This window comes from Thalassolituus maritimus, from assembly GCF_900156675.1.
Classification (GTDB): domain Bacteria; phylum Pseudomonadota; class Gammaproteobacteria; order Pseudomonadales; family Oceanobacteraceae; genus Thalassolituus; species Thalassolituus maritimus.
This window is the reverse complement of sequence record NZ_FTOH01000006.1, coordinates 1-20093: the sequence shown is the minus strand read 5'-3', so window position 1 is coordinate 20093 and position 20093 is coordinate 1. Positions and strand designations below refer to the sequence as shown.

Here is a 20093-nt window from a genome sequence, read left to right as displayed (position 1 = left end):
ATGTTTTCTAAAGTACTGATTGCCAACCGTGGTGCCATTGCTGTGCGTATTATGCGCACGCTGAATGACCTTGGCGTCACCCCTGTTGTAATTTATCACGAAGCAGACAAGCATTCGCTGCACGTTCAGCAAGCGGAAGAATCCTACTCACTAGGTGATGGCAGTGTCGCCGATACCTATCTGAATCAGGAAAAAATTCTGGGCATTGCGAAAGAAAGTGGTGCCCAGGCCATTCACCCTGGCTACGGTTTCTTAAGCGAGAACGCGACCTTCTCCGATGCCTGTGAACAAGCAGGTGTAGTCTTCCTCGGGCCAACCGGCCAACAGATGCTCGACTTCGGTTTGAAACACAGCGCCCGCGCATTGGCCGAACAAGCCGATGTACCCATGCTGCCGGGCACAGGTCTTCTGACTGACATCAACGAAGCCAAAGCAGAGGCTGATCGTGTTGGCTACCCACTGATGCTGAAAAGCACCGCCGGTGGTGGTGGTATCGGTATGCAGCTCTGTTACACCGAAGCAGAACTGGTGAACGCCTTTGATTCGGTAAAACGCCTCAGTGCCAATAACTTCTCGAACGATGGCGTATTCCTGGAAAAATTTGTTGAGCGCGCCCGCCATATTGAAGTTCAGATTTTTGGTGACGGCAAAGGTACGGTTGCTGCGCTCGGTGAACGGGACTGCTCATTGCAACGACGCAACCAGAAAGTCATTGAAGAAACACCGGCACCCCGTATTTCAGAGACCGTCCGTACTGCCCTGCATGAGACAGCGAAACGTTTAGGCGAAAGCGTAAATTACCGCAGTGCAGGCACGGTGGAATTTATTTACGACGAAATCAGCGAATCATTTTACTTTCTCGAAGTGAATACCCGCTTACAGGTTGAGCACGGTGTGACCGAAGAAGTCTTTGGTGTGGATTTAGTGGAGTGGATGGTCCGGCTTGGCGCCGGTGAAACGTTACCCTTAAACGAACAACGTTCTGCGAAAGGCCACAGTATTCAGGCACGAATCTATGCCGAAGATCCGGTAAAAAACTTCCAGCCCTGCGCCGGACTTCTTAGCCGGGTAGATTGGCAAGCCACAACTACACATGGAATGCGTACCAGAATCGATACATGGATCGAAAGCGGCACACAGGTGCCCGCATTATTCGACCCTATGCTGGCAAAAGTCATTGTCACAGCAGAAACCCGCGAGCAGGCAATGACCGGGTTAGCAGAAACCCTCGATCAATCTGAACTGTACGGCATCGAAACCAACCTGCTTTATCTGAAGTCGATTCTAAAAGACGAAGAAGTAAAAGCCGGATTGGTCTGGACGCAGAAACTGAGCAAAATGCAGTTCTCCGACCCAGCCATTGATGTGATCAGTGGTGGCACTCAAACCACAGTGCAGGACGTTCCCGGTCGTATCGGCCACTGGGACGTAGGTATTCCACCATCAGGCCCGTTCGATGAATATTCCTTCCGCTTAGGTAACCGCCTGCTGGGCAACAGCGAAGACTGCGCAGGCCTTGAAATTACCTTAAAAGGCCCGGTACTGGTTTTTCAGAAAGCCACACAAATTATCCTTACGGGCGCTGCAACGAGTGCTGAACTGAGTCGCGATAATACGACTTACAGCATCCCATTTAATAAGATCGTTGAAGTGAAACAAGGCGACCAACTGGATTGCGGTACGGTGACCGGCGCGGGTGCCCGTGCGTACCTGCTCGTTGCTGGCGGCATTCAATGCCCTGTGTATCTAGGATCACGCTCCACCTTTACGCTCGGGCAGTTTGGCGGCCATAACGGACGCGCCCTGCTTCCTGGTGATGTATTACATCTGACTGAAGAAGCAACGTCTGCAAGCTACGTCAAATTAGCTGACGATATATTGCCTGCAGATGTCTTACCTGCCATCGGCAATGAATGGCAATTGCGTGTTATCTACGGCCCACATGGCGCACCCGATTTTTTCACTCAGAATGATATTGATGAATTCTTTGCCGCCGATTGGGAGGTTCACTTTAATTCCAGTCGCACAGGTGTGCGCTTAATCGGCCCTAAACCTGAATGGGCTCGAAACGATGGCGGTGAAGCGGGTCTGCACCCATCCAATATTCACGATAATGCCTACGCCATTGGTGCCGTGGACTTTACCGGTGACATGCCAGTCATTCTCGGCCCTGACGGCCCAAGCCTCGGTGGTTTCGTCTGCCCTGTGACTGTTATTCAGGCAGACCTGTGGAAACTCGGACAATTAAAAGCTGGGGATAAAATCCGTTTTACACCGGTAAGCCACGACACAGCGGTAAATCTTCGTAATGAACAGCTCAAGCAATTAGACTCCCTTAAATACCAACATTCAGAAGTAAGTGAGTATTTACCTGACTCACCGGTGCTAAAAACCATTGATACAGAAAGTCATCCAACCGGCGTTGTCTATCGCCCCGCCGGTGATAATTATCTGCTGATTGAATACGGCCCACTGCAGTTGGATATCCGTTTGCGCTTCCGTGTACATGCGTTAATGGAATCTCTGCAAAGTCGGGAAATACCGGGAATTATCGAAATGACACCGGGCATTCGTTCATTACAGATTCACTATGACAGCCTGACATTAAAGCAGAGTGATCTGCTCAAGCTTCTGATCAACGAAGAAGACGCGCTGGGTGATCTTAAAAATGCCGAAGTGCCCTCACGTACCGTCTGGCTACCACTTTCCTGGAATGATATTGCCTGCCAGCAGGCGGTTGATAAATACGTTAAGTCTGTGCGCGCCGATGCGCCCTGGTGCCCGGATAATATCGAGTTTATCCGTCGTATTAACGGTCTTGAATCCGTCGACGACGTGAAAAAAATCGTCTTCGATGCCAGCTATCTGGTGATGGGCTTAGGTGACGTGTACCTCGGCGCACCAGTAGCCACGCCCGTTGACCCTCGTCACCGCTTAGTGACAACCAAGTACAACCCAGCACGCACCTGGACGGCAGAAAACTCCGTCGGTATCGGTGGTGCTTATATGTGTGTATACGGTATGGAAGGCCCCGGTGGTTATCAGTTTGTCGGTCGCACTCTGCAGATGTGGAACCGTTACAAACAAACCAAAGAATTTACCAAGCCCTGGTTGCTACGCTTCTTCGATAAAATCCGCTTCTACGAAGTCAGCCACGATGAACTGACGGACATCCGTGAGCACTTCCCGCACGGGCAGTACCCGATTCGGATTGAAGAAGACACCTTTAACCTCGATGAGTACGAGCGTTTCCTGAGTGATAACGCCGCTGGCATCAGCGAATTCCAGACGCATCGTCAGCAAGCCTTCCAGACCGAACTGGAAGACTGGAAGGCCAAAGGCTTACTGCGCTTTGAATCGGATATAGGTGTTGCCGAAGAAAACGACGAACGCGAACTGCTTGATGGTGAGTTTGCCGTAGAAAGCCACGTCTCTGGCAACGTCTGGCAGGTACTGGTCGAACCCGGACAGGGCGTAAAAGCCGGTCAGCCTCTACTGGTGCTGGAATCCATGAAGATGGAAATCGAAGTCACCGCCCATAAAGACGGCACCGTGGTCGAGCTTCTGAAAGAAGCGGGTAAAGGCGTGGCACCGGGGCAGGTGTTGGTCGTGCTGAAATAATCATCTGAATAAAAAAGCCCTCGTGAGAGGGCTTTAATACATCAGAAACAGGCGTACGTCAGAGAACAACCAGCCTGTCGGGCAGCTCGTTCTTTTCTTCAGTGGCAGGAACAACATCCGAAACCACCTCAGCAACGCTGGCGATACAGGTTTCAAAACCCTTAAGTACTGCGCCTGCTTTTACCTCAGCAGTAAAGTCATTGACGATGTTCTGCCAGACCTTATTATCAATCTTCTCAGAAATACCACGATCAACCAGGATCTCAACGTAATGCTCCGCCTCAGACACGAATATCAGGATACCCGTCTCGCCTTTTGTATGATGTAAGCCCTGCTCAAGGAACATGCGTCTCGCCATCATTTCTGCACGGGATTTTTTTACCTTCGCAGGCACCAATCGATAGCGCAATGCCGGAATACGGAACACAAGCGCCAAAACACTAAAGACCAACGCCTGAACTATGATCAGCTCAAACCAGCCGAGCCAGAGTGGAGAAAAACTCAGTACTCCAGGTGTTAACAATGCAATCAGCGCTGCATATAAGGTCGGAATATAGTGATAGCTGTCCGATGCGTGAGCAAGTACGGTAACCAGCTCAGCATCCGTTTTTTCTTCCACCTTACTGACGGCAGAGGCTAGTTGATCCAGTTGTTGTTTATTTAAAAGACTCATTACCAACCTCCTGATGCGCCACCGCCACCAAAACCACCGCCGCCTCCACTGAAGCCACCGCCTCCGCCGAAACCGCCTGAACCAAAACCTCCACCGAATCCGCCGGTAGTGTATCTACCACTCGAAAAGCCGCCTGGCCCTCCGGTGTCGAAGAAATTCGCAATAAAAATGAACAGAATCAGAACAACAAAAAGGATGGTTATAAAGTCACTCTGTTTGCCATTTAGTTTCGACTTATCTGCTTTGTAAGCACCATCAATGGCCAGCAGGATTGAATCAACCCCTTTGCTTATACCCGCTGTAAAACGACCGCGTTTAAAATCAGGCGTTATTTTTGTACGGATAATATGGCCAGCAATGGCATCGGTCAGATTACCTTCCAGGCCATAGCCGACTTCAATGCGCACTTTTCTGTCATTTTTGGCGACGATCAGGAGCACACCGTTATTCTTGTCCTTCTGGCCGATTCCCCAGTGGCGCCCCAACTGGTAGCCATACTCCTCAATGCTGTAGCCCTTGAGGGAGTCGATGGTAACCACCACAACCTGATTGCTGGTCGCTTCTTCGTGAGCTTTCAGGATCTTTTCTATACTGCGCTCGGATGACACAGGAAGCATCGATGCGTTATCAACAACACGACCGGTAAGCGATGGAAACTCTATCGCTGCAAACGTCTGCGCACAAAGCATCAGTAAGACAGTTGCCGTGATACTCCTTATCACATTCACTCTCATCAGAATTCTACCGCAGGCGCCTGCTCGGCGTTTTCAGTGGTCGCACTGAAATTCTCTTTCAACTCCATATCGCTATACAGCAGAGAGTGCCAGATACGACCAGGGAAGGTTCTGATCTCCGTGTTGTACTTTTGCACTGCCTGAATAAAGTCACGGCGAGCAACCGCGATACGATTCTCGGTGCCCTCAAGCTGAGACTGAAGTGCGAGGAAGTTAGTATTCGACTTAAGATCCGGATAGTTTTCTGTGACCATCAACAAGCGGCCGAGTGCACGCTCAAGGCTCCCCTGCGCTTCCTGATAACGGGCAACCGCTTGTGGGTCATCCAGCATCGATGCATCCAACTGGATCGAAGTCGCCTTCGCCCTGGCCTCTACAACCGCTGTCAGAGTTTCCTGTTCTTGTGCGGCAAAACCTTTCACCGTCGCCACCAGGTTTGGTATCAGGTCAGCTCGACGCTGATACTGGTTTTCCACTTGCGACCAGGCACTCGCGACCTGTTCATCGTAGGTAGGGATATTGTTAATGCCGCAGCCGCTAAGAACTACGACCAGAAGAAGAGTCGCCATCAAACGCATCAGATGCTTCCTTACAGATATTTTTCACATCAGTGTACCTGTTCAGGAAGAAAACTAAAGAGACTGCTGATATACTTGCTCGCCATGACAGTTTACTCCTGTCGCGACATCCTTTATTGCTTCTTCATCGACACCCGTCCGATCCTGACAATATCTGAATGCCGCACCCGGCCACTTTATAACTCATGGCCAACTCGCTGGCTTCAGTCTGATCCGAACCTATTTCGTTCTGACTACTGCTGCTTCTGCCCATTAAGGGCGACGACTTATTGCTTCTGGCTCTATTGCGGCTGGCAGCATCTATTGGAATATTATGTCCGACATTATTGATACAAACACTGAAATCACATTTGATGACCTGGCGCTGGCCGAACCGATTGCCCGTGCCGTGAAAGAAAAAGGCTACACCAAGCCTTCCCCAATTCAGGCGAAAGCCATCCCTGTGGTTCTGCAGGGCGGCGACCTTCTCGCCTCGGCCCAGACAGGTACAGGAAAAACCGCCGCCTTTACTTTGCCGGTACTGCAGCAATTGCTCGATAAACCTCGCGCGTCCGGTAATCGATGCAAAGCGCTGGTACTCACCCCCACCCGCGAACTTGCTGCACAGATTCTCGAAAATGCCGAGATGTACAGCAAGCACACGAAAATACGTTCAACCGTTGTATTTGGCGGAGTAAAAATTAATCCGCAAATGCAGAAACTGCGCAGCGGTACTGAGGTATTGGTCGCAACGCCCGGGCGTCTACTCGATCTGCATAGCCAGAACGCCATTAAGTTCGACGAGCTGGATATTCTTGTGCTCGATGAAGCCGACCGCATGCTCGATATGGGCTTTATTCACGACATTAAACGTGTTCTGAAAATCCTACCAAAGCAGCGTCAGAATCTGCTCTTTTCTGCGACCTTCTCCGATGAAATCCGTGAGCTTGCTCATGGCTTGCTGGATAACCCAGCCGAAGTCAGTGTGGCAAAAGAAAACACCACTAATACTCAGATTGAACACAAACTGCACCCAGTCGATAAGTCGGCAAAAACACGCCTGCTGAGCCACCTGACCCGTACCGAGAACTGGGAACAGGCGCTAGTGTTCAGTCGCACTAAGCACGGTGCTAATAAACTGGTTCGACTGCTGGAAAAAGACGGCATTAAAGCCGCTGCCATTCATGGTAATAAAAGCCAGAATCAGCGCACTAAAGCTCTGGCCGACTTTAAAGATGGAAAAATCACGCTGCTTATTGCCACGGATATTGCCGCACGTGGTATCGATATCCACCAGCTTCCACAGGTCGTAAACTTTGACCTGCCGAATGTACCGGCCGACTATGTACACCGTATTGGTCGTACTGGCCGTGCGGGTATGACAGGCCATGCCATATCTCTGGTAAGTGCGGATGAAATCGATCAGCTGCAGGATATCGAACGACTGATCCAGAAGCATATCGATCGCGAAGAAGTGAAAGGCTTCAAACCGCAGAACCCTCTGCCTGAATCGCGCAAGATTCTGCCTCTTAAAAACAAAAAGCCCAAGAAACCTAAAAAGCCAAAAGAGCAGTCGCAGGCAAACTCGGGTAACGCCAACAGTCGATCAGGTGGTCACCGTAAGCCTGGATCGGGAAGTAAGTCAGGTAAACCAGCGCAGAATAAGTCTGCACACAGCGGTAAGCCTGCCAGCACATCGCCTTATGGTGAAGCTAAGAAGCCGCAGATCAAAGTGCGCCGTAGCCAGCGCCAGAAAGCAGCCGAAGCCTGAGCTACAACACGTCAGATTGGTCTGATTTTCAATCAGGCCAATCTCTAACCTGTCTAACTACCCTCTCCACCTCCCGATCGATACTGAACTACTAAGCTGAATCAGCGGCTCTACATCATCATGATCGACGCTCGTCGATGCCTCCCCTAACTTCAGAATCAGACAGTATTGAAGGACTCATATGCGCAAACTTATCCTCCCTGTTATTGCCAGTACGATGCTGGCCGCTTGTGCTGGCGATGACGCAGACTCATCCGATACAGTAGTTGCTCCGGAATCTCCGGGCGCGACCTCTCTTGAAGACTGCAGTAACGTCAGCCTGAGCACCACGCGCATTAATGCTGCGGCGCGAACTACGGTCAACACGGAGCTCACCTTCGATAATGCTCTCGCGGTATGGCGCATGCCGGTGTCTGTAGGTCAGGAGCTCACTGCCGAAATGACGGTGCCGGATGACAAAGACTACAACATTGCCTTCTTTGATGGTTCAGGCAACAAGCTCGCCTGTGCCGATACCGAGGGCAATGGTGTCGATGAAACACTTGAATATACCGTCGCCAGTATCAGTGAGATATGGGTCAAAGTCTGGACGCCTGCTCTACCAAGCCGATCCGCCTTTACACTCACCATGGTCGCTCCTGTTGCCACAGAAATTACTGACGATGAACCGAACGATACACCGGCTACTGCTCAGGTTGTTTCAGAGTCGTTCACGACCGTCGACGGGACTCTGGATACGGATAACTCTGACGCTGACGATTACTACAAGTACGCAGTCACTGAAGGTGACGTCGTCACAATCAATGCCTCTGCTACCGACGATGGCGCAAGCCTGATTTACGTTGCCTTAGTAGACTCAGATGACACAATTCTTGAGGAAAATAACGAACCGGTTGAGCATTACTTTGGTGAAAACGAGATGAGCACGTCCCTTACCTACACGGTACCGGCTGCGACTACCGCAGTGTATGTGTGGATGGCAGCCATCCCAGGCACGGGTACATACTCACTACAGGTGCGGATTCAGTAAGTAATAACAAAAAATCCCGCGATCCCAATAGGACCCGCGGGCTTTTTTTTATAATGAAGGTTTTCGAGAATAGCTTCCGGCTAAATCGCTCTTAAACTGTACTACTTGAGAGGGGCCGCTCTAGTTCCTATAGTAATAAACCTAGTCGTTAGTAACTTACCAGTAATTGTCAGCGCGCTAGCAGTATACCGACGTCAATGATCGGCTTTCAAATGAGCAGCTACTCCTGATTGCCCTCATACTTTTGTACAGTGTAAATAACAGAGCGCCCGCATATCCAGACTATCAGAATGAAGATAAGTATCTGAATAGAAAAATTAGCTATAACATACCATTTTAGAGTCTTATTCGCAGCTTGATTTGCATCTTCGTATCTATCAAGAAAGTCCGGGCTACTATAGAAACCTTCGACTTCATCCATAGGAATATCATCTAAGTCGCGACCATCAAACATGGATCTAACCATAAGATCTTTTCTTACTCTTTCAATTTCCTCTCCCATGATACTTCCAAAAGAAAGAATAGAAGTTGTTAGAAACATACTAATGCTAACGATAATATAAACTTTAAACTTCATCATCCGGGTGCTTCGCAACATCTCTATTAAAACCAAAATTACTATTAACTTAGTAATTCCAAGTTATTTCATTACGCAGTCTTTCAACAGCTACTACATCCGAACCGGCAACTACAATGTAGACGAACGATTTATCATCCTGCGGGACGCACTTTACTGCAGCTCGACTACTAATGTAGTTGCCATAAATGTATTCACCATGGCTGCTTTTCACGACATTACTGAATCCTAGAGCGTTCAGAACATCCTCCCCTTTCTGGCCACATGCTGGGGCAGGGATATCCAGCTCTTTATGGCTTGACCATACATGTGGGCGGCTCTCAACGTTCGAAGCAATACGCTTATGCGGAGGAACAGAAGATGGGGATGGTGTTACCCAGCTGTCATTCACATGGATTACTCGGCACGGATATAAATCTTCAGATTTTTTATTATTACGCTGGCAGCCGACCAAAGCGCTGGTCTTAGCATGTTCAATTGAGGTTCTGTTTGACCTCCAATTCCAAGCTCCACTCACGGATTGTGCAAAGGCTTTATTGGATGTTGCTTCCTTATACTTAGTTTGGAACGATTCAAGTGCCTCGTTAGAAATTATGGAATCGATGCCTGTCTTATTATTCTCGTACATTATCAGCTCAGAATGACTAGAGCTTATCGAGGGGCTAACGGCCTTTACTGTACTCATATCGTGAGTTCTGATTTCTCCGGTACTGTTCCCGGGAGAAGTAGCACAGCCGCTCAGAGATATGATGGCAACCAACGTAAGTAACTTATACATGAATCATCCTTGTGCAATTATCCTTTCCTGACGATTATCTCACGAATCCCGACTTCTCTCTATTCGCGAATAGCCTCCGGCTGAATCGCTCCTACCATACATCTCAGGAGTAGATCCCCTTCTACATACTCCTGTCACCACATACCGCCTGAATGTCTGGTATTCTCTGAACATTGCAAACAGCCATAGGAATGGCGATGCCTCTTTCTGTGATCCAGACCAAACTGTATGCGCCGTCGCTCCGTGCCGGTGTGGTTGCTCGTGAGCGATTGTCGCTGCGCCTTCAGCAAGGGCTGAAGCATCGCCTGACACTGGTGTCGGCTCCGGCTGGCTTTGGAAAAACCACGCTGATATCGCAAGGGATTGCTGAATCAGGTTATCCATCGGCCTGGCTATCACTCGATGAGGCCGATGCAGATCCGCTGCGCTTTCTGGCAGGTTTAACAGCCGCACTGAACACTATGTTGCCCGAGTCTGTTGAGGCGTCGATGGCTCTTCTGAGCGCGGGGCAGCCTACCGTGGATGCCGTTTTGCCAGTGCTACTCAGGGACCTCTCTGGGCTGGCGCGGGACGTCATCATTGTGCTGGATGACTATCACCGGCTGGATAATGACACTGGGTCAGGCGCCACAGACGACGCACTGTCCTTTTTGCTTGAGCATCTCCCGGCGCATGTTCACTGGGTGATCACCACCCGTGAAGACCCGTCACTGCCCCTTGCACGTATGCGAGTCAACGGCGACCTGACAGAACTCAGAGCCGACGACCTGAGGTTTACTTTAGAAGAAGCCACTGAGTTTTTCCGCAAGACGATGGGTATTGAGCTGAATGAAACCCAGATCAATTCGCTCGAAGCAAAGACCGAAGGCTGGATCGCCGGACTACAACTTGCCGCACTCTCGATGCAATCACTAGTGGATTCGACAGCACGTGATGACTTTATTCACTCGTTCGCAGGCAGTCACCGCTTTGTGCTTGATTATCTCGCCGAGGAAGTACTCAACGCACAACCAGAAGAGATACAAACCTTTCTGCTGAAAACGTCAGTGTTACCTCGTTTTAGTGCATCGCTGTGCGAGACAGTCACTGGCCTCAGTAACTCCAGCGCTCTTCTGAATCAGCTGGAAACTCAGAACCTGTTTCTTATTCCGCTGGATGAAAATCGCCAGTGGTATCGCTACCACCATTTATTCGCGGATGTACTTAAGGCTCGCCTCAATAACAGTTCAATCAACTCACCTCGAATACATGCTCGAGCAAGCGAATGGTTCGAAGAACAGCGGCTTTTTCATGAAGCGATTGATCACGCATTGCAGAGCGATGACCCCGAACGTGCTGCAGATATTATTGCTGGTTGCTGGCCAAAGCTAAGAAAAAGCGAACCAGAAGCTATTTTTATGCACTGGATTAAATCACTCCCGGAAGAAGTCGCCATAAATCATCCGGTGCTGGCAACCTACTATTCACTGGCAGTGCTGTCTTATGACCCGGAGCAGGCACAACGTTGGATACGCAGCGCCCAACAAGCCGTTGAAAAGGCTGGAGAGCCCGCTGAATTAACGGGCATCCTCGCTATCTGCCAGGCATATGCTGCCGGTGCTTCTGGTGACTTCGCGAATATTATTACGTACGCAGATAAAGCTCTGGATCTTCTTCCCGAAAGCGAACTGACCTGGCGCGGCGCCGCCTCTATTCTCAAAAGTTTCGTACTCTGGGCTAGCGGTGACATAGAGGGAGCAGCTCAGGCAACTCAGGCTGGCTTCGATGCAATGCGCCGGGATAACGAAGTCAGTGGAGCGATCAGCTCTCTGTTTTTACTCGCCCGTATGCGCATTATGCAAGGGCAGGCCGCCGAAGCTGAGCGTCTGTGCATGCGGGGGCTGAAAATGATCGAGCCCTACCCGCTGGCGCCCCAAGGCAGCGCAGATATACACGTGGTGCTTGCGGTGCTCGCACTTCGCCGGGGTGATCACGACACCGCCAATAAGCAGTTACTAGTCGCCCAGTCACTTGGCGATCAATCACGGTTGATGGAGTCGGCACACCTCTGGTATCTGGTGAAAGCCATACTCGAAGCCAGAGCAAACAATGCCCGCAATGCCCTCGACCTGATGGACGAGGCAGAAAGCATTCATATACCCAACCCCGCCCCCGAGTTTGAGCCTCTTGAGGCATGGAGGGCCCGGATCGAGGTATTAACAGGGAATCTTACGGCAGCCAAAACCTGGGCAAGCCACTGCGGCCTCAGTCTGAAAAGTGAACCTCAGGTTATAACTGCATTCACGCTTCTGACGCTGGTCCACATCGAAGTGACCGATGCGGCTCATATCCGAGGCGCTGAAAATTTAGCTGATGTCTTGTCACTGCTTAAACACCTCGCGGTTCTTGAAGAGCAAAGTCGCCCTGGGATGATGCCCGAGATTCTGTTTCTCAGCGGTTTCACATGCCATCTGATGAATGAACCAACCAGTGCTCTTGAATATCTTAATGCTGCGATTAATGCGACCGCGGCAGAGGAGAACGCAGCCGTATTTCTTTATGACCTACCAGCAGCATCTGGCTGGCTCAAAGAAAGCATCAGTAAAGTTTCTGCGCCGGAATGGCTTAAAAATTCAATTACTACCGGAGCTGATACTCAACTCCACAACCCTGACTCCCTTGATTCGCCTGACTCCGCTGCGAAACAGCCACTGACAGAATCATTGTCAGATCGCGAACTGGACGTACTGCGTGCACTGAATAGCGATATGACAGGGCCAGAAATTGCCGCAAGCCTGTTTGTCTCACTCAATACCCTGCGCACTCACAGTAAAAATATTTACAGTAAGCTCGGCGTCAATACCCGAAGAGCAGCGCTTCGGCGGGCTGAAGAGCTGCGTCTTATTTAACGCGCTTATTTAACGCTTGTTACTGGTGTAGACCGTTTTCTTCCCCTGATAACGTTCATACAAAGCCTCATGAACGCGACGGGAGAATACATCGTCGCGTGTATCGTAATCGCGAATCCATCGAATCAACATATCCAGATTAGCGTCCTGCGCTTCTTTCGATTCATACTTATGTGGCTCCCAAGGGCGGGCTTTCGCATTAGCAACACAAGCTTCTACCGGCAAGTTCATATAGATAATCTCACTCGCGCACGGCAAAACGTACTCCAATAAATCCGCGTAGCAGCCTTCAATGACCCAGCCAGCATTAGCCTCAAGGAACACATCCATTTCTCGTTGAGATTCAGCCAGAGGCTTACGCTCTGGAGGCATGTCGGGCAGCCAGGCGAGCGTGTCCAGATCAAGATGGGCAAAGCCCTCGATGTTCGCCATCTCACCCGCCAGTGTTGATTTTCCCGAACCCGAGTTACCGAAGATAACGACCTTTCTGTTAGTTAAGTCACTCATATCATTACTTACCTGTTAGTACGCCCATTACCTGTCGAAAGTTGTCTGGGAGAGAATAGCAATCTCCTGCATTCACATCATCACATCGCAAAATCACATCATGATGTGATGTGGCCTCCCCCTGCCTGCACGTAATCTTCTCGCTGTTCACAAACCAAAAGTATGGGCAGATGCACAAGCACTGACCAACGACTAACAGCAATTGAAGGAAAACACGCATGAAAACACCATTGACCACAAACATGCTGGCCCTTTTACCAGCCCTGGCACTGGCTGCAGGATCACACGTGCACGCCGACGACTGGACCGGCCACACCAGCCTTATGATGGGATCAAAATCTATCCCAGAGGATGACTGGGCAAAAGATGATGAGCACGGCGTCATTGGCGTTATCACCGACTTCCGTCAGACACGCTGGCCGGTAAGCATCGCCATCGACCTGTTTGGTACCGGCAGCGAGCGGAAAACCAATGGCGACCGCTTTGATACCTACACTGCTGAAATGCACTTAGGTGTACGCAAAGTATTCGAGCTGGGGCAAGGCTTCCACCCCTACATTGGCGGCGGCCTGGCATTAATCAACGCACTTCAGGAAAGCGAGATCGACGATGCCAAACGCGAAGATGAAGACAACATAACCGCTGGCTGGGTGGGGATTGGCACCTACTACTCACTCACAGACTCAATCACTGTAGGAGCCGACCTGCGCTATGTTGGCGGCTCGGCAGAGCTGGACAATATCTACCCGAAAACGGGCAACCGCGATATTGACCTTGCGGGCAGCATGGGTGGATTAAGCCTCGGCTATCAATGGTGATCCGGCGTGGATCGTTATCAGATTCTGATCGAGGGGCAGGCCGGGCGCCCCTCTCTCTGCCAGAACTTTGATGGTGCTCACTTCAGCACCACCCCCGAAGGCACATTGATTGATATCCGGGTGCGGGATCAATCTGAGTTGCTCGGCCTGCTCAGGCAATTGCGTGACAACGGCATGATCCTGAACCGACTATTACGTCTGACCTGAGAAAGAGAAAAAGAAACGCCAGGAACACAAAGGAGCAAAAACATGAAAGCAGCAGTATTTAAAGAATACGGCGAGCCCGACGTTATTAACATCGAAGAGCGCCCGACACCTATGCCTAAAGACAACGAAGTACAGATTCGTGTGCTGACCACCAGTGTGAATTCAGCCGACTGGCGTATCCGCAGCCTAAATGTACCCGCAGGGTTCGGCATCATCGTCAGGCTGTTCTTTGGGCTATTTCGCCCGCGCCAGCAAGTACTGGGATCAGAGCTTGCGGGAGTGGTTGAGCGAATTGGTAACAAGCTCACTCAATTCAAACCGGGTGATGAAGTTATCGCCATGACAGGCATCCAACTCGGCGCCCATGCAGAATATGTGGTGTTGACAGAAGATTCTCTGATCGTCAGAAAGCCAGCAAACCTCAACTGGGAACAGGCGGCCGCCTTATGTTTTGGCGGCACAACCGCCCTGGACTTTCTCTTTCACAAAGGCAAGCTGGTTGCAGGCGAGCACGTGCTGATTAATGGCGCCTCAGGCACTGTTGGTACCGCCGCAGTCCAACTGGCTAAACAAGCGGGAGCTACCGTAACCGCCGTATGCAGTTTCCGGTCTACCCGCCTAGTACGATCACTGGGTGCCGACCACATTATTAACTACGAAACCGAAGACTTCCGCGATTACAGCCAGCGCTGGGATATGATTCTTGATGTCGTCGGCAACGCTCGCTGGAAAGAAAGCAAACAAGCTATGAAACCCAATGGACGATTGTTGAGGGTTGTTGCCGACATGAAAGACACCCTGCTCTCTTTCACGCACAAAGACAGTGAAGAACGTCGCGAGATCACCGGAAATGCGCGTGAAGATATCGAAGACCTGAACACCTTAACGGCCCTCGCAATCAATGGCGAGTTTCAGCCAGTGGTGCATAAAATTTATGAATTGGATGACATTCGGGAAGCCCACCGAGCGATAGAAAAGCCAGGGAAGTATGGGAGCTTAGTTATCAGGATGCTGGGGCTCGGCTGAGTTATTCGTCTGCTGAGTCGTCAGGTAATTCAGCGTACTCCCGCGAGTTGTTAATACTTTGTACCCAACTATGTTGGCGAGCCGTGAATATACGCGCTGTCGGTATTATATCGATTTCGCAATCCAGGCTACCTGCAGGCACCATCAGCACACCCGGAATCTCGCTCCCCGGTACAGCAGAGCCACAGTGCTTGCAGAAGCTTTTGGAGTGGCGACTGCCAGGAAGATTAAAGGTCGTCACTGCGTCGAGACCACTGTTCCAATGCAATACTGCTGACTGAGAAAACAGGTTAGCGGCATGAGCTGAACCGCTGTCTTTCTGGCAATGCGAGCAATAGCACAGGTAAAAGCTGTCGAACTGCCCTTTGATCGAAAAAGTCACTGCCCCACACAGGCACGAGCCCTGATAATTTGACATCCTTCTATCCTTAACTAAAAGCTGTAAGTACTTACTAAGCACTACCTGCTGAAAGTACCGAGCCTTACCAGATTAAACCCTTCATCTTCGGAAGGTTCCGAAAAATAACGCGCCATCGCCATAAACATCTCCTCTGTATCTGTCGCCGCTCTTTCAGGTTGTTCTACTCGTCTTTTTGCAAGATTCGCTAAACATACGTCATCAGATGAGTCGAGGTAGATAAGCTCATGCGGCGCATTTACCTCCGCGAAGATACTACGTAACCAAGCACGTTGCCCAGGGGTATTCGCCGGGAAATCCATCACAACAGTCTGACCACTACTGAGCATTGACTGAACCAAAGGCTTCACTATGGGTTTAATGAGGCCCGAGTAATTAACATAATCAGCAACCGAGAAAATAACATCAGGGCATAGCTGGGTGAGCCATTCATCCTCCGAGAATAGAATTGCCTGCTTCGAAGCGACTAACTCGGCTGCCTTCGTCGATTTACCTGAGGCCATTTTTCCGCATAGTAGGATCAGCATAGTTCTATTTTACTTTTGTTCATGTGTTTCTTGTGATCCTTAGATAGCGTCTTTCTGCAACGTTTGCGAGTTAACTCCGTTACAGAGTGGTTTTCATAGTCCCGCTGTGGGAAATAAGAGGCAGCTAGAGACCCAGTGACCCCAGCTTCTCTACCTCGGTAATCCATTTACGTCGTCGATGCTCACTGGACTTAATTACATTGCCGAACTCAGTTACTTTCACTGGGCTAAAACCGCAAAATTCAAGCACCGTTCTCTTCATCATCTTTGTAGCCGGTGATCCATAAACGAGTTTGTAATACCAGACCGGCGTATCCATCGTAATGATCAGACGCGCGCTGCGTCCTTTCAGGAGCCGCTTAGGAAACAAGTCATCCTTTTCGTACTTGAATGCAAATCCTGGCAAGAACACCCGATCCAGCAGTCCTTTAAGCCCTGCAGGAACCGAGCCCCACCACACTGGATATACCATAACCACGTGATCTGCCTGCTCTAATTCCTGTTTGAATGTGCATAGTGAGTCCTCTAACTGAAGGCGACTTTCGTAACCGGCATTGAGTACCGGGTTAAAATCACAATCCGAAATATGAAAAACATGCACGTCATACCCTGAATTAGCAGCTGCCTCCACATAAGTTTCTGCTAAGGAACGGCACAGGCTGCTCTCTTTAGGGTTACCGTTTACAACGAGTATGCGTTTCATAAAAAAATCCTTAGTTTAAAGCGATGATAAGGCCTCTCTCAGCGAGTGAGTGATCTTGCCCCGATAAATGGACGCCTCTTACCTTAGTATTCCATTACGATAATGGTACAACAAAAAAATAATAATAAGTAAGCAGCTAAGCTGCCACTGCGAGCAGAACATGAAATTCTGAAAACCTGCAAAAAACTACGCTGCGCAAAAATTCGATACAAACCCCAAATGGATAATTCTCTATGCTTCTTTATCCATGTATAAGATCACAATCTAGAAAGTACAGGAATCGAAGAAATTTCGAACGCAATTCACGAAATTCCTCTTAGGGCTTCAGACTGACTCTGGATGATATCCAGCGTGCTTGATATCTGGCCGCATGACCACCTGTTTCCAAGTATATGAGGATGACCCCCTTACAGGATATACACTGATATACGCTACTTCCGTTATACGGATAATATGAGAGAGCCGCAGTTGCCTCGGAAGAAAAACGGTTTTCTTCCCCTTTTTTATAGGCTTCGTATCCTTTGTTCTTCAGTGACTCTATCTTTCCAAGCTTTAGAAGCTTAGTCTCAAGTCTATTGGAGTTAGTCCAGCCTCTAAGATTTTCTTTATGGCACTCTTCACAATAGTCAGGCTCATTCAGAGGAATGATTTCTCTAAGACGGTCGATATTCATGATGATCCCCTACCGCCCCGTACAGGGGAAGACATATAAGCGCAGCGGATTGGTGGTCCCAGCGACCAACAAGAGCGACTGCTGCGGTTTGTTAGCTTTAGTGTTTGTAAGTATCGATATCGATAAAAGCACCGATTTCTCCCAAAAACCTAGTTGTCTCAACATCGAAGCCTATTGCTGGGGTCGATACTTCATCTTTTATAGATATGGATAAGACTACTTGAAGCTTCGAAAAAGCACAGAACCTGCTCATTACTTCAATTATACTATCTCTCTTTGGCTGGAGTTTTCTGACAATTTCTGAGGCCAAATCATAAACATCAGCAATATCACCAGTAACATTCTCGGTAGAAAGCATCCAAGAACTAAATTTTGGAATATGATCGGGAACTTTCTCACCTCTCCGCTTTGTAGAGCTTGGTTCTATCCCTAAGATGCGTGTTATTTCCTCTGGATCAAAGTTGTCTCCATATAGAGCAAAATAAACACGGCACTCGTTATCTTCCAATGTACTCTCCCTGAGAAAGCTAACACCTCAAACAGGGGCGCTTAAGACGTCCTGCTTGTTTGACTTGTTAAATGCTGGCGGACCTCATCTACACTAACAAATGGATTTGGCCCCTCTACGTATGACACCTGATCAAGCATATCTAACAGCGGCGCAAACTCTCCGCCAGGCTCCAGCCCGTATTCACCCGAGACCACAGAATATTTACTTCGCTTGTTAGCCTTTATGAAGACCGCCTTTAGAGGCCGGCCGCAAGCATCCCAGAATAGAATGGGGATCTCTTCAACATCTACACCTTCGCAGGACGAAATGGCAGAGCTCTCATCCTCGAATATTTCCAACCCTTTATCATCACTCGCAAACGCAAATATCATAGGCTTTTAACGCCGCCAGCAGGGGCCGAAAAACCATAGCGAAGTGGCCACTGCTGTCCCACAGTTTTGGGACAGCAAATGAAAAAGCCTGACTCCGAGTGTTATTCTGTTGTTACCACACACCAGAAAAACCAAGGAATCAGGCTTTGTCACATCATAACACCGCTTTCCATCAGTTGCTCAAACCTGTTTCGAGACATGAGTTTGAGTCCCTCGCAAAAATCCATCATTGCGGCCAGAAACTGCGTTCTGCTACTCGATGGGACCAGTTCATTGGCATGTTCATATCCCAGATTTCTGATCGACAGAGCTTGAGAGATATTCACTCCAACCTGGAAGCTCAACGCCATAAGCTCTACCATCTTGGAGCCAAGCCTATTGCTCGGTCTACGCTAGCCCGGCTCAATGAAAAGCAGCCGGCAGAGCTTTATCAGTCGCTATTCGGAAAGTTGCTTGCCCGTTGTAAGAATACACATGGAAAGCACAAATTCAGGTTTAAGAACCCTCTCTATTCACTGGATGCCAGCGCCATTGATCTGGCTATGAATCTGTTTCCGTGGGCGGCACACCGAGACGACACCGCGAACGTGAAACTGAGCGTCGGTTTGAATCATGGCACTCTGATTCCAGAGTTTGTGGCACTAAGTGATGGCAATGAAAGCGACATGATCGAAGGACGGAAATTTGATTTCCCTAAGGGAAGTATCGTTGCTTTCGATAAAGGATACTTTGACTACGAGTGGTATAAGACACTGACAAATAAAGGAATTTTCTTTGTCACCCGGCTACGAGCCAATGCAGTCTATGAGATTCACGCCGACTACCCGGTCAAACCAAACAGCGGTGTATTAGCAGATCAGGACATACAGCCAAACAGCGCACATGCGCTGAAGCGAGGCGCGCCTGCCATGAGACGCGTGGTTTACCATTGTTCAGAAACAGACAAGACCTATGAGTTTTTAACCAATAATTTTGACCTATCGGCCAAAACCATTGCGGGGATCTATAAGGATCGCTGGCAAGTTGAGCTCTTCTTTAAAGCCATCAAACAGAGCTTATCGATTAAGACGTTTTTGGGGCGATCCCGGAATGCAGTGATGACCCAGATATGGATAGCGATGACAGTCTATCTATTGGTTGCTTACGCGCGATATGCAGCACGCTCGGGTTGGACAGTGTTGAGGATGTTAAGGGTCTTGCAGATGAATCTGTTTGAGCGAAAGACACTTCAGGAGGTATTTAATCCGTCGCCACCTAACCCATGCAAAAACGAGCCTCAGATGAGGCTCGTTATATGATCCCAAAACTGTGGGACAGCAGTGGCGAAGTGGCGGTTTTTTGGTGATCATGGTGATCTTGCCCCGATAAAACGGACACGTTCGTTTTCATGCTGCTATTCGCTCGTATTCCATTGGTGAACAGTAACCTATTCCCGAATGCAGCCGTTTTCTGTTGTAGTAATCATTAATGTATCTCGCCAAAGCATACTTCAAATCCGCTGCTGAATGGAATGTTGTATTGCGAATCAATTCAGCCTTCATTGAATGGAAGAACGATTCCATATGGGCATTATCTGTACACTTGCCCGGTCTACTAAGGCTATGCGCGATTCCCTGTTTATGGAGTTCCTTCTGGTACTCTGATCCGCGATATTCAACTCCGCGATCCGTATGGAGCATCAGCCCTTCTTCCGGCCGACGTTT

At 49.4% G+C, this 20093-nt stretch carries 20 protein-coding genes; 8 read left to right on the top strand and 12 right to left on the bottom strand.

The window, feature by feature from the left end:
* Entirely contained in the window at window positions 1-3621 is a 3621-nt protein-coding gene (gene uca / locus BW941_RS10265) for an urea carboxylase (protein WP_076515818.1), read from the top strand.
* Window positions 3622-3679: 58 nt separating this feature from the next.
* On the opposite strand, the gene BW941_RS10260 is transcribed toward uca, so the two are convergent.
* The 3 genes from BW941_RS10260 to BW941_RS10250 are packed head-to-tail and all read right to left on the bottom strand — an operon-like array spanning window position 3680 to window position 5606.
* Entirely contained in the window at window positions 3680-4294 is a 615-nt protein-coding gene (locus BW941_RS10260) for a TPM domain-containing protein (RefSeq protein ID WP_076515816.1), read from the bottom strand.
* Window positions 4294-5016 carry a TPM domain-containing protein gene (locus BW941_RS10255; RefSeq protein ID WP_366370758.1) on the bottom strand — a complete coding sequence of 241 codons (723 nt, stop codon included), beginning with the start codon at window positions 5014-5016 and terminating at the stop codon, window positions 4294-4296. The genes BW941_RS10260 and BW941_RS10255 overlap by 1 nt, the downstream gene beginning before the upstream one ends.
* 11 nt (window positions 5017-5027) lie before the next feature.
* Window positions 5028-5606, bottom strand: a complete 579-nt coding sequence (locus tag BW941_RS10250; RefSeq protein WP_076515812.1) for a LemA family protein — start codon at window positions 5604-5606, stop codon at window positions 5028-5030.
* Between the two features lie 343 nt (window positions 5607-5949).
* On the opposite strand from BW941_RS10250, the gene BW941_RS10245 reads away from it, so the two are divergent.
* Window positions 5950-7356, top strand: a complete 1407-nt coding sequence (locus BW941_RS10245) for a DEAD/DEAH box helicase (RefSeq protein ID WP_076516208.1) — start codon at window positions 5950-5952, stop codon at window positions 7354-7356.
* Between the two features lie 181 nt (window positions 7357-7537).
* Window positions 7538-8386 (top strand): hypothetical protein, encoded by an 849-nt coding sequence (locus BW941_RS10240; RefSeq protein ID WP_076515810.1) that lies wholly within the window; start codon window positions 7538-7540, stop codon window positions 8384-8386.
* A 220-nt stretch (window positions 8387-8606) separates the two neighbouring features.
* Here BW941_RS10240 and BW941_RS10235 read toward each other — a convergent pair whose 3' ends face one another.
* On the bottom strand, window positions 8607-8966 hold the full coding sequence (locus tag BW941_RS10235) for a hypothetical protein (RefSeq protein ID WP_076515808.1): 360 nt from the start codon (window positions 8964-8966) through the stop codon (window positions 8607-8609).
* A 46-nt stretch (window positions 8967-9012) separates the two neighbouring features.
* Entirely contained in the window at window positions 9013-9741 is a 729-nt protein-coding gene (locus BW941_RS10230; protein ID WP_076515806.1) for a hypothetical protein, read from the bottom strand.
* Between the two features lie 197 nt (window positions 9742-9938).
* Between BW941_RS10230 and BW941_RS10225 the strand changes: the two genes are divergently transcribed.
* Complete coding sequence (locus tag BW941_RS10225; protein ID WP_076515804.1) at window positions 9939-12629, top strand: winged helix-turn-helix domain-containing protein; 2691 nt, start codon at window positions 9939-9941, stop codon at window positions 12627-12629.
* Window positions 12630-12638: 9 nt separating this feature from the next.
* Here BW941_RS10225 and BW941_RS10220 read toward each other — a convergent pair whose 3' ends face one another.
* A complete protein-coding gene (locus BW941_RS10220; RefSeq protein WP_076515802.1) occupies window positions 12639-13136 on the bottom strand; it encodes a P-loop NTPase family protein in 498 nt (165 codons plus the stop codon).
* A 218-nt stretch (window positions 13137-13354) separates the two neighbouring features.
* Between BW941_RS10220 and BW941_RS10215 the strand changes: the two genes are divergently transcribed.
* The 3 genes from BW941_RS10215 to BW941_RS10205 are packed head-to-tail and all read left to right on the top strand — an operon-like array spanning window position 13355 to window position 15187.
* Window positions 13355-13954 (top strand): outer membrane protein, encoded by a 600-nt coding sequence (locus BW941_RS10215; RefSeq protein WP_076515800.1) that lies wholly within the window; start codon window positions 13355-13357, stop codon window positions 13952-13954.
* Between the two features lie 6 nt (window positions 13955-13960).
* On the top strand, window positions 13961-14161 hold the full coding sequence (locus BW941_RS10210) for a DUF8691 family protein (RefSeq protein ID WP_076515798.1): 201 nt from the start codon (window positions 13961-13963) through the stop codon (window positions 14159-14161).
* 42 nt (window positions 14162-14203) lie between these two features.
* Window positions 14204-15187, top strand: coding sequence for an NAD(P)-dependent alcohol dehydrogenase (locus BW941_RS10205; RefSeq protein ID WP_076515796.1), 984 nt, complete (start codon window positions 14204-14206; stop codon window positions 15185-15187).
* Between the two features lies 1 nt (window position 15188).
* Here BW941_RS10205 and BW941_RS10200 read toward each other — a convergent pair whose 3' ends face one another.
* The 5 genes from BW941_RS10200 to BW941_RS10180 all read right to left on the bottom strand — a co-directional run bounded on the left by BW941_RS10200 (window position 15189) and on the right by BW941_RS10180 (window position 18016).
* Window positions 15189-15605 (bottom strand): GFA family protein, encoded by a 417-nt coding sequence (locus BW941_RS10200; protein ID WP_076515794.1) that lies wholly within the window; start codon window positions 15603-15605, stop codon window positions 15189-15191.
* Between the two features lie 41 nt (window positions 15606-15646).
* Window positions 15647-16132, bottom strand: a complete 486-nt coding sequence (locus BW941_RS10195) for a P-loop nucleotide/nucleoside kinase family protein (protein WP_076515792.1) — start codon at window positions 16130-16132, stop codon at window positions 15647-15649.
* Window positions 16133-16256: 124 nt separating this feature from the next.
* Window positions 16257-16835: an NAD(P)H-dependent oxidoreductase gene (locus BW941_RS10190; RefSeq protein ID WP_076515790.1), complete on the bottom strand. Its 579-nt coding sequence runs from the start codon at window positions 16833-16835 to the stop codon at window positions 16257-16259.
* Between the two features lie 316 nt (window positions 16836-17151).
* The gene (locus tag BW941_RS10185; RefSeq protein WP_076515788.1) at window positions 17152-17508 is read right to left on the bottom strand and encodes a hypothetical protein; all 357 of its coding nucleotides are present in this window, start codon (window positions 17506-17508) and stop codon (window positions 17152-17154) included.
* Window positions 17509-17605: 97 nt separating this feature from the next.
* Window positions 17606-18016 carry a DUF4279 domain-containing protein gene (locus tag BW941_RS10180; RefSeq protein WP_076515786.1) on the bottom strand — a complete coding sequence of 137 codons (411 nt, stop codon included), beginning with the start codon at window positions 18014-18016 and terminating at the stop codon, window positions 17606-17608.
* 520 nt (window positions 18017-18536) lie between these two features.
* Here BW941_RS10180 and BW941_RS10170 point away from each other — a divergent pair.
* Window positions 18537-19688 carry an IS4 family transposase gene (locus tag BW941_RS10170; RefSeq protein ID WP_076515782.1) on the top strand — a complete coding sequence of 384 codons (1152 nt, stop codon included), beginning with the start codon at window positions 18537-18539 and terminating at the stop codon, window positions 19686-19688.
* Between the two features lie 87 nt (window positions 19689-19775).
* Here BW941_RS10170 and BW941_RS10165 read toward each other — a convergent pair.
* Window positions 19776-20093 (bottom strand): integrase core domain-containing protein (locus BW941_RS10165; protein WP_139325817.1); only part of this gene is annotated, 318 nt, incomplete at its 5' end.

Excerpts from the sequence above, each read along its gene's own strand:
- uca (WP_076515818.1), top strand. The coding sequence starts at position 1 with ATGTTTTCTAAAGTACTGATTGCCAACCGTGGTGCCATTGCTGTGCGT.
- BW941_RS10260 (WP_076515816.1), bottom strand. The coding sequence starts at position 4,294 with ATGAGTCTTTTAAATAAACAACAACTGGATCAACTAGCCTCTGCCGTC.
- BW941_RS10250 (WP_076515812.1), bottom strand. The coding sequence starts at position 5,606 with ATGCGTTTGATGGCGACTCTTCTTCTGGTCGTAGTTCTTAGCGGCTGC.
- BW941_RS10240 (WP_076515810.1), top strand. The coding sequence starts at position 7,538 with ATGCGCAAACTTATCCTCCCTGTTATTGCCAGTACGATGCTGGCCGCT.
- BW941_RS10235 (WP_076515808.1), bottom strand. The coding sequence starts at position 8,966 with ATGATGAAGTTTAAAGTTTATATTATCGTTAGCATTAGTATGTTTCTA.
- BW941_RS10230 (WP_076515806.1), bottom strand. The coding sequence starts at position 9,741 with ATGTATAAGTTACTTACGTTGGTTGCCATCATATCTCTGAGCGGCTGT.
- BW941_RS10225 (WP_076515804.1), top strand. The coding sequence starts at position 9,939 with ATGCCTCTTTCTGTGATCCAGACCAAACTGTATGCGCCGTCGCTCCGT.
- BW941_RS10220 (WP_076515802.1), bottom strand. The coding sequence starts at position 13,136 with ATGAGTGACTTAACTAACAGAAAGGTCGTTATCTTCGGTAACTCGGGT.
- BW941_RS10215 (WP_076515800.1), top strand. The coding sequence starts at position 13,355 with ATGAAAACACCATTGACCACAAACATGCTGGCCCTTTTACCAGCCCTG.
- BW941_RS10205 (WP_076515796.1), top strand. The coding sequence starts at position 14,204 with ATGAAAGCAGCAGTATTTAAAGAATACGGCGAGCCCGACGTTATTAAC.
- BW941_RS10200 (WP_076515794.1), bottom strand. The coding sequence starts at position 15,605 with ATGTCAAATTATCAGGGCTCGTGCCTGTGTGGGGCAGTGACTTTTTCG.
- BW941_RS10195 (WP_076515792.1), bottom strand. The coding sequence starts at position 16,132 with ATGCTGATCCTACTATGCGGAAAAATGGCCTCAGGTAAATCGACGAAG.
- BW941_RS10190 (WP_076515790.1), bottom strand. The coding sequence starts at position 16,835 with ATGAAACGCATACTCGTTGTAAACGGTAACCCTAAAGAGAGCAGCCTG.
- BW941_RS10185 (WP_076515788.1), bottom strand. The coding sequence starts at position 17,508 with ATGAATATCGACCGTCTTAGAGAAATCATTCCTCTGAATGAGCCTGAC.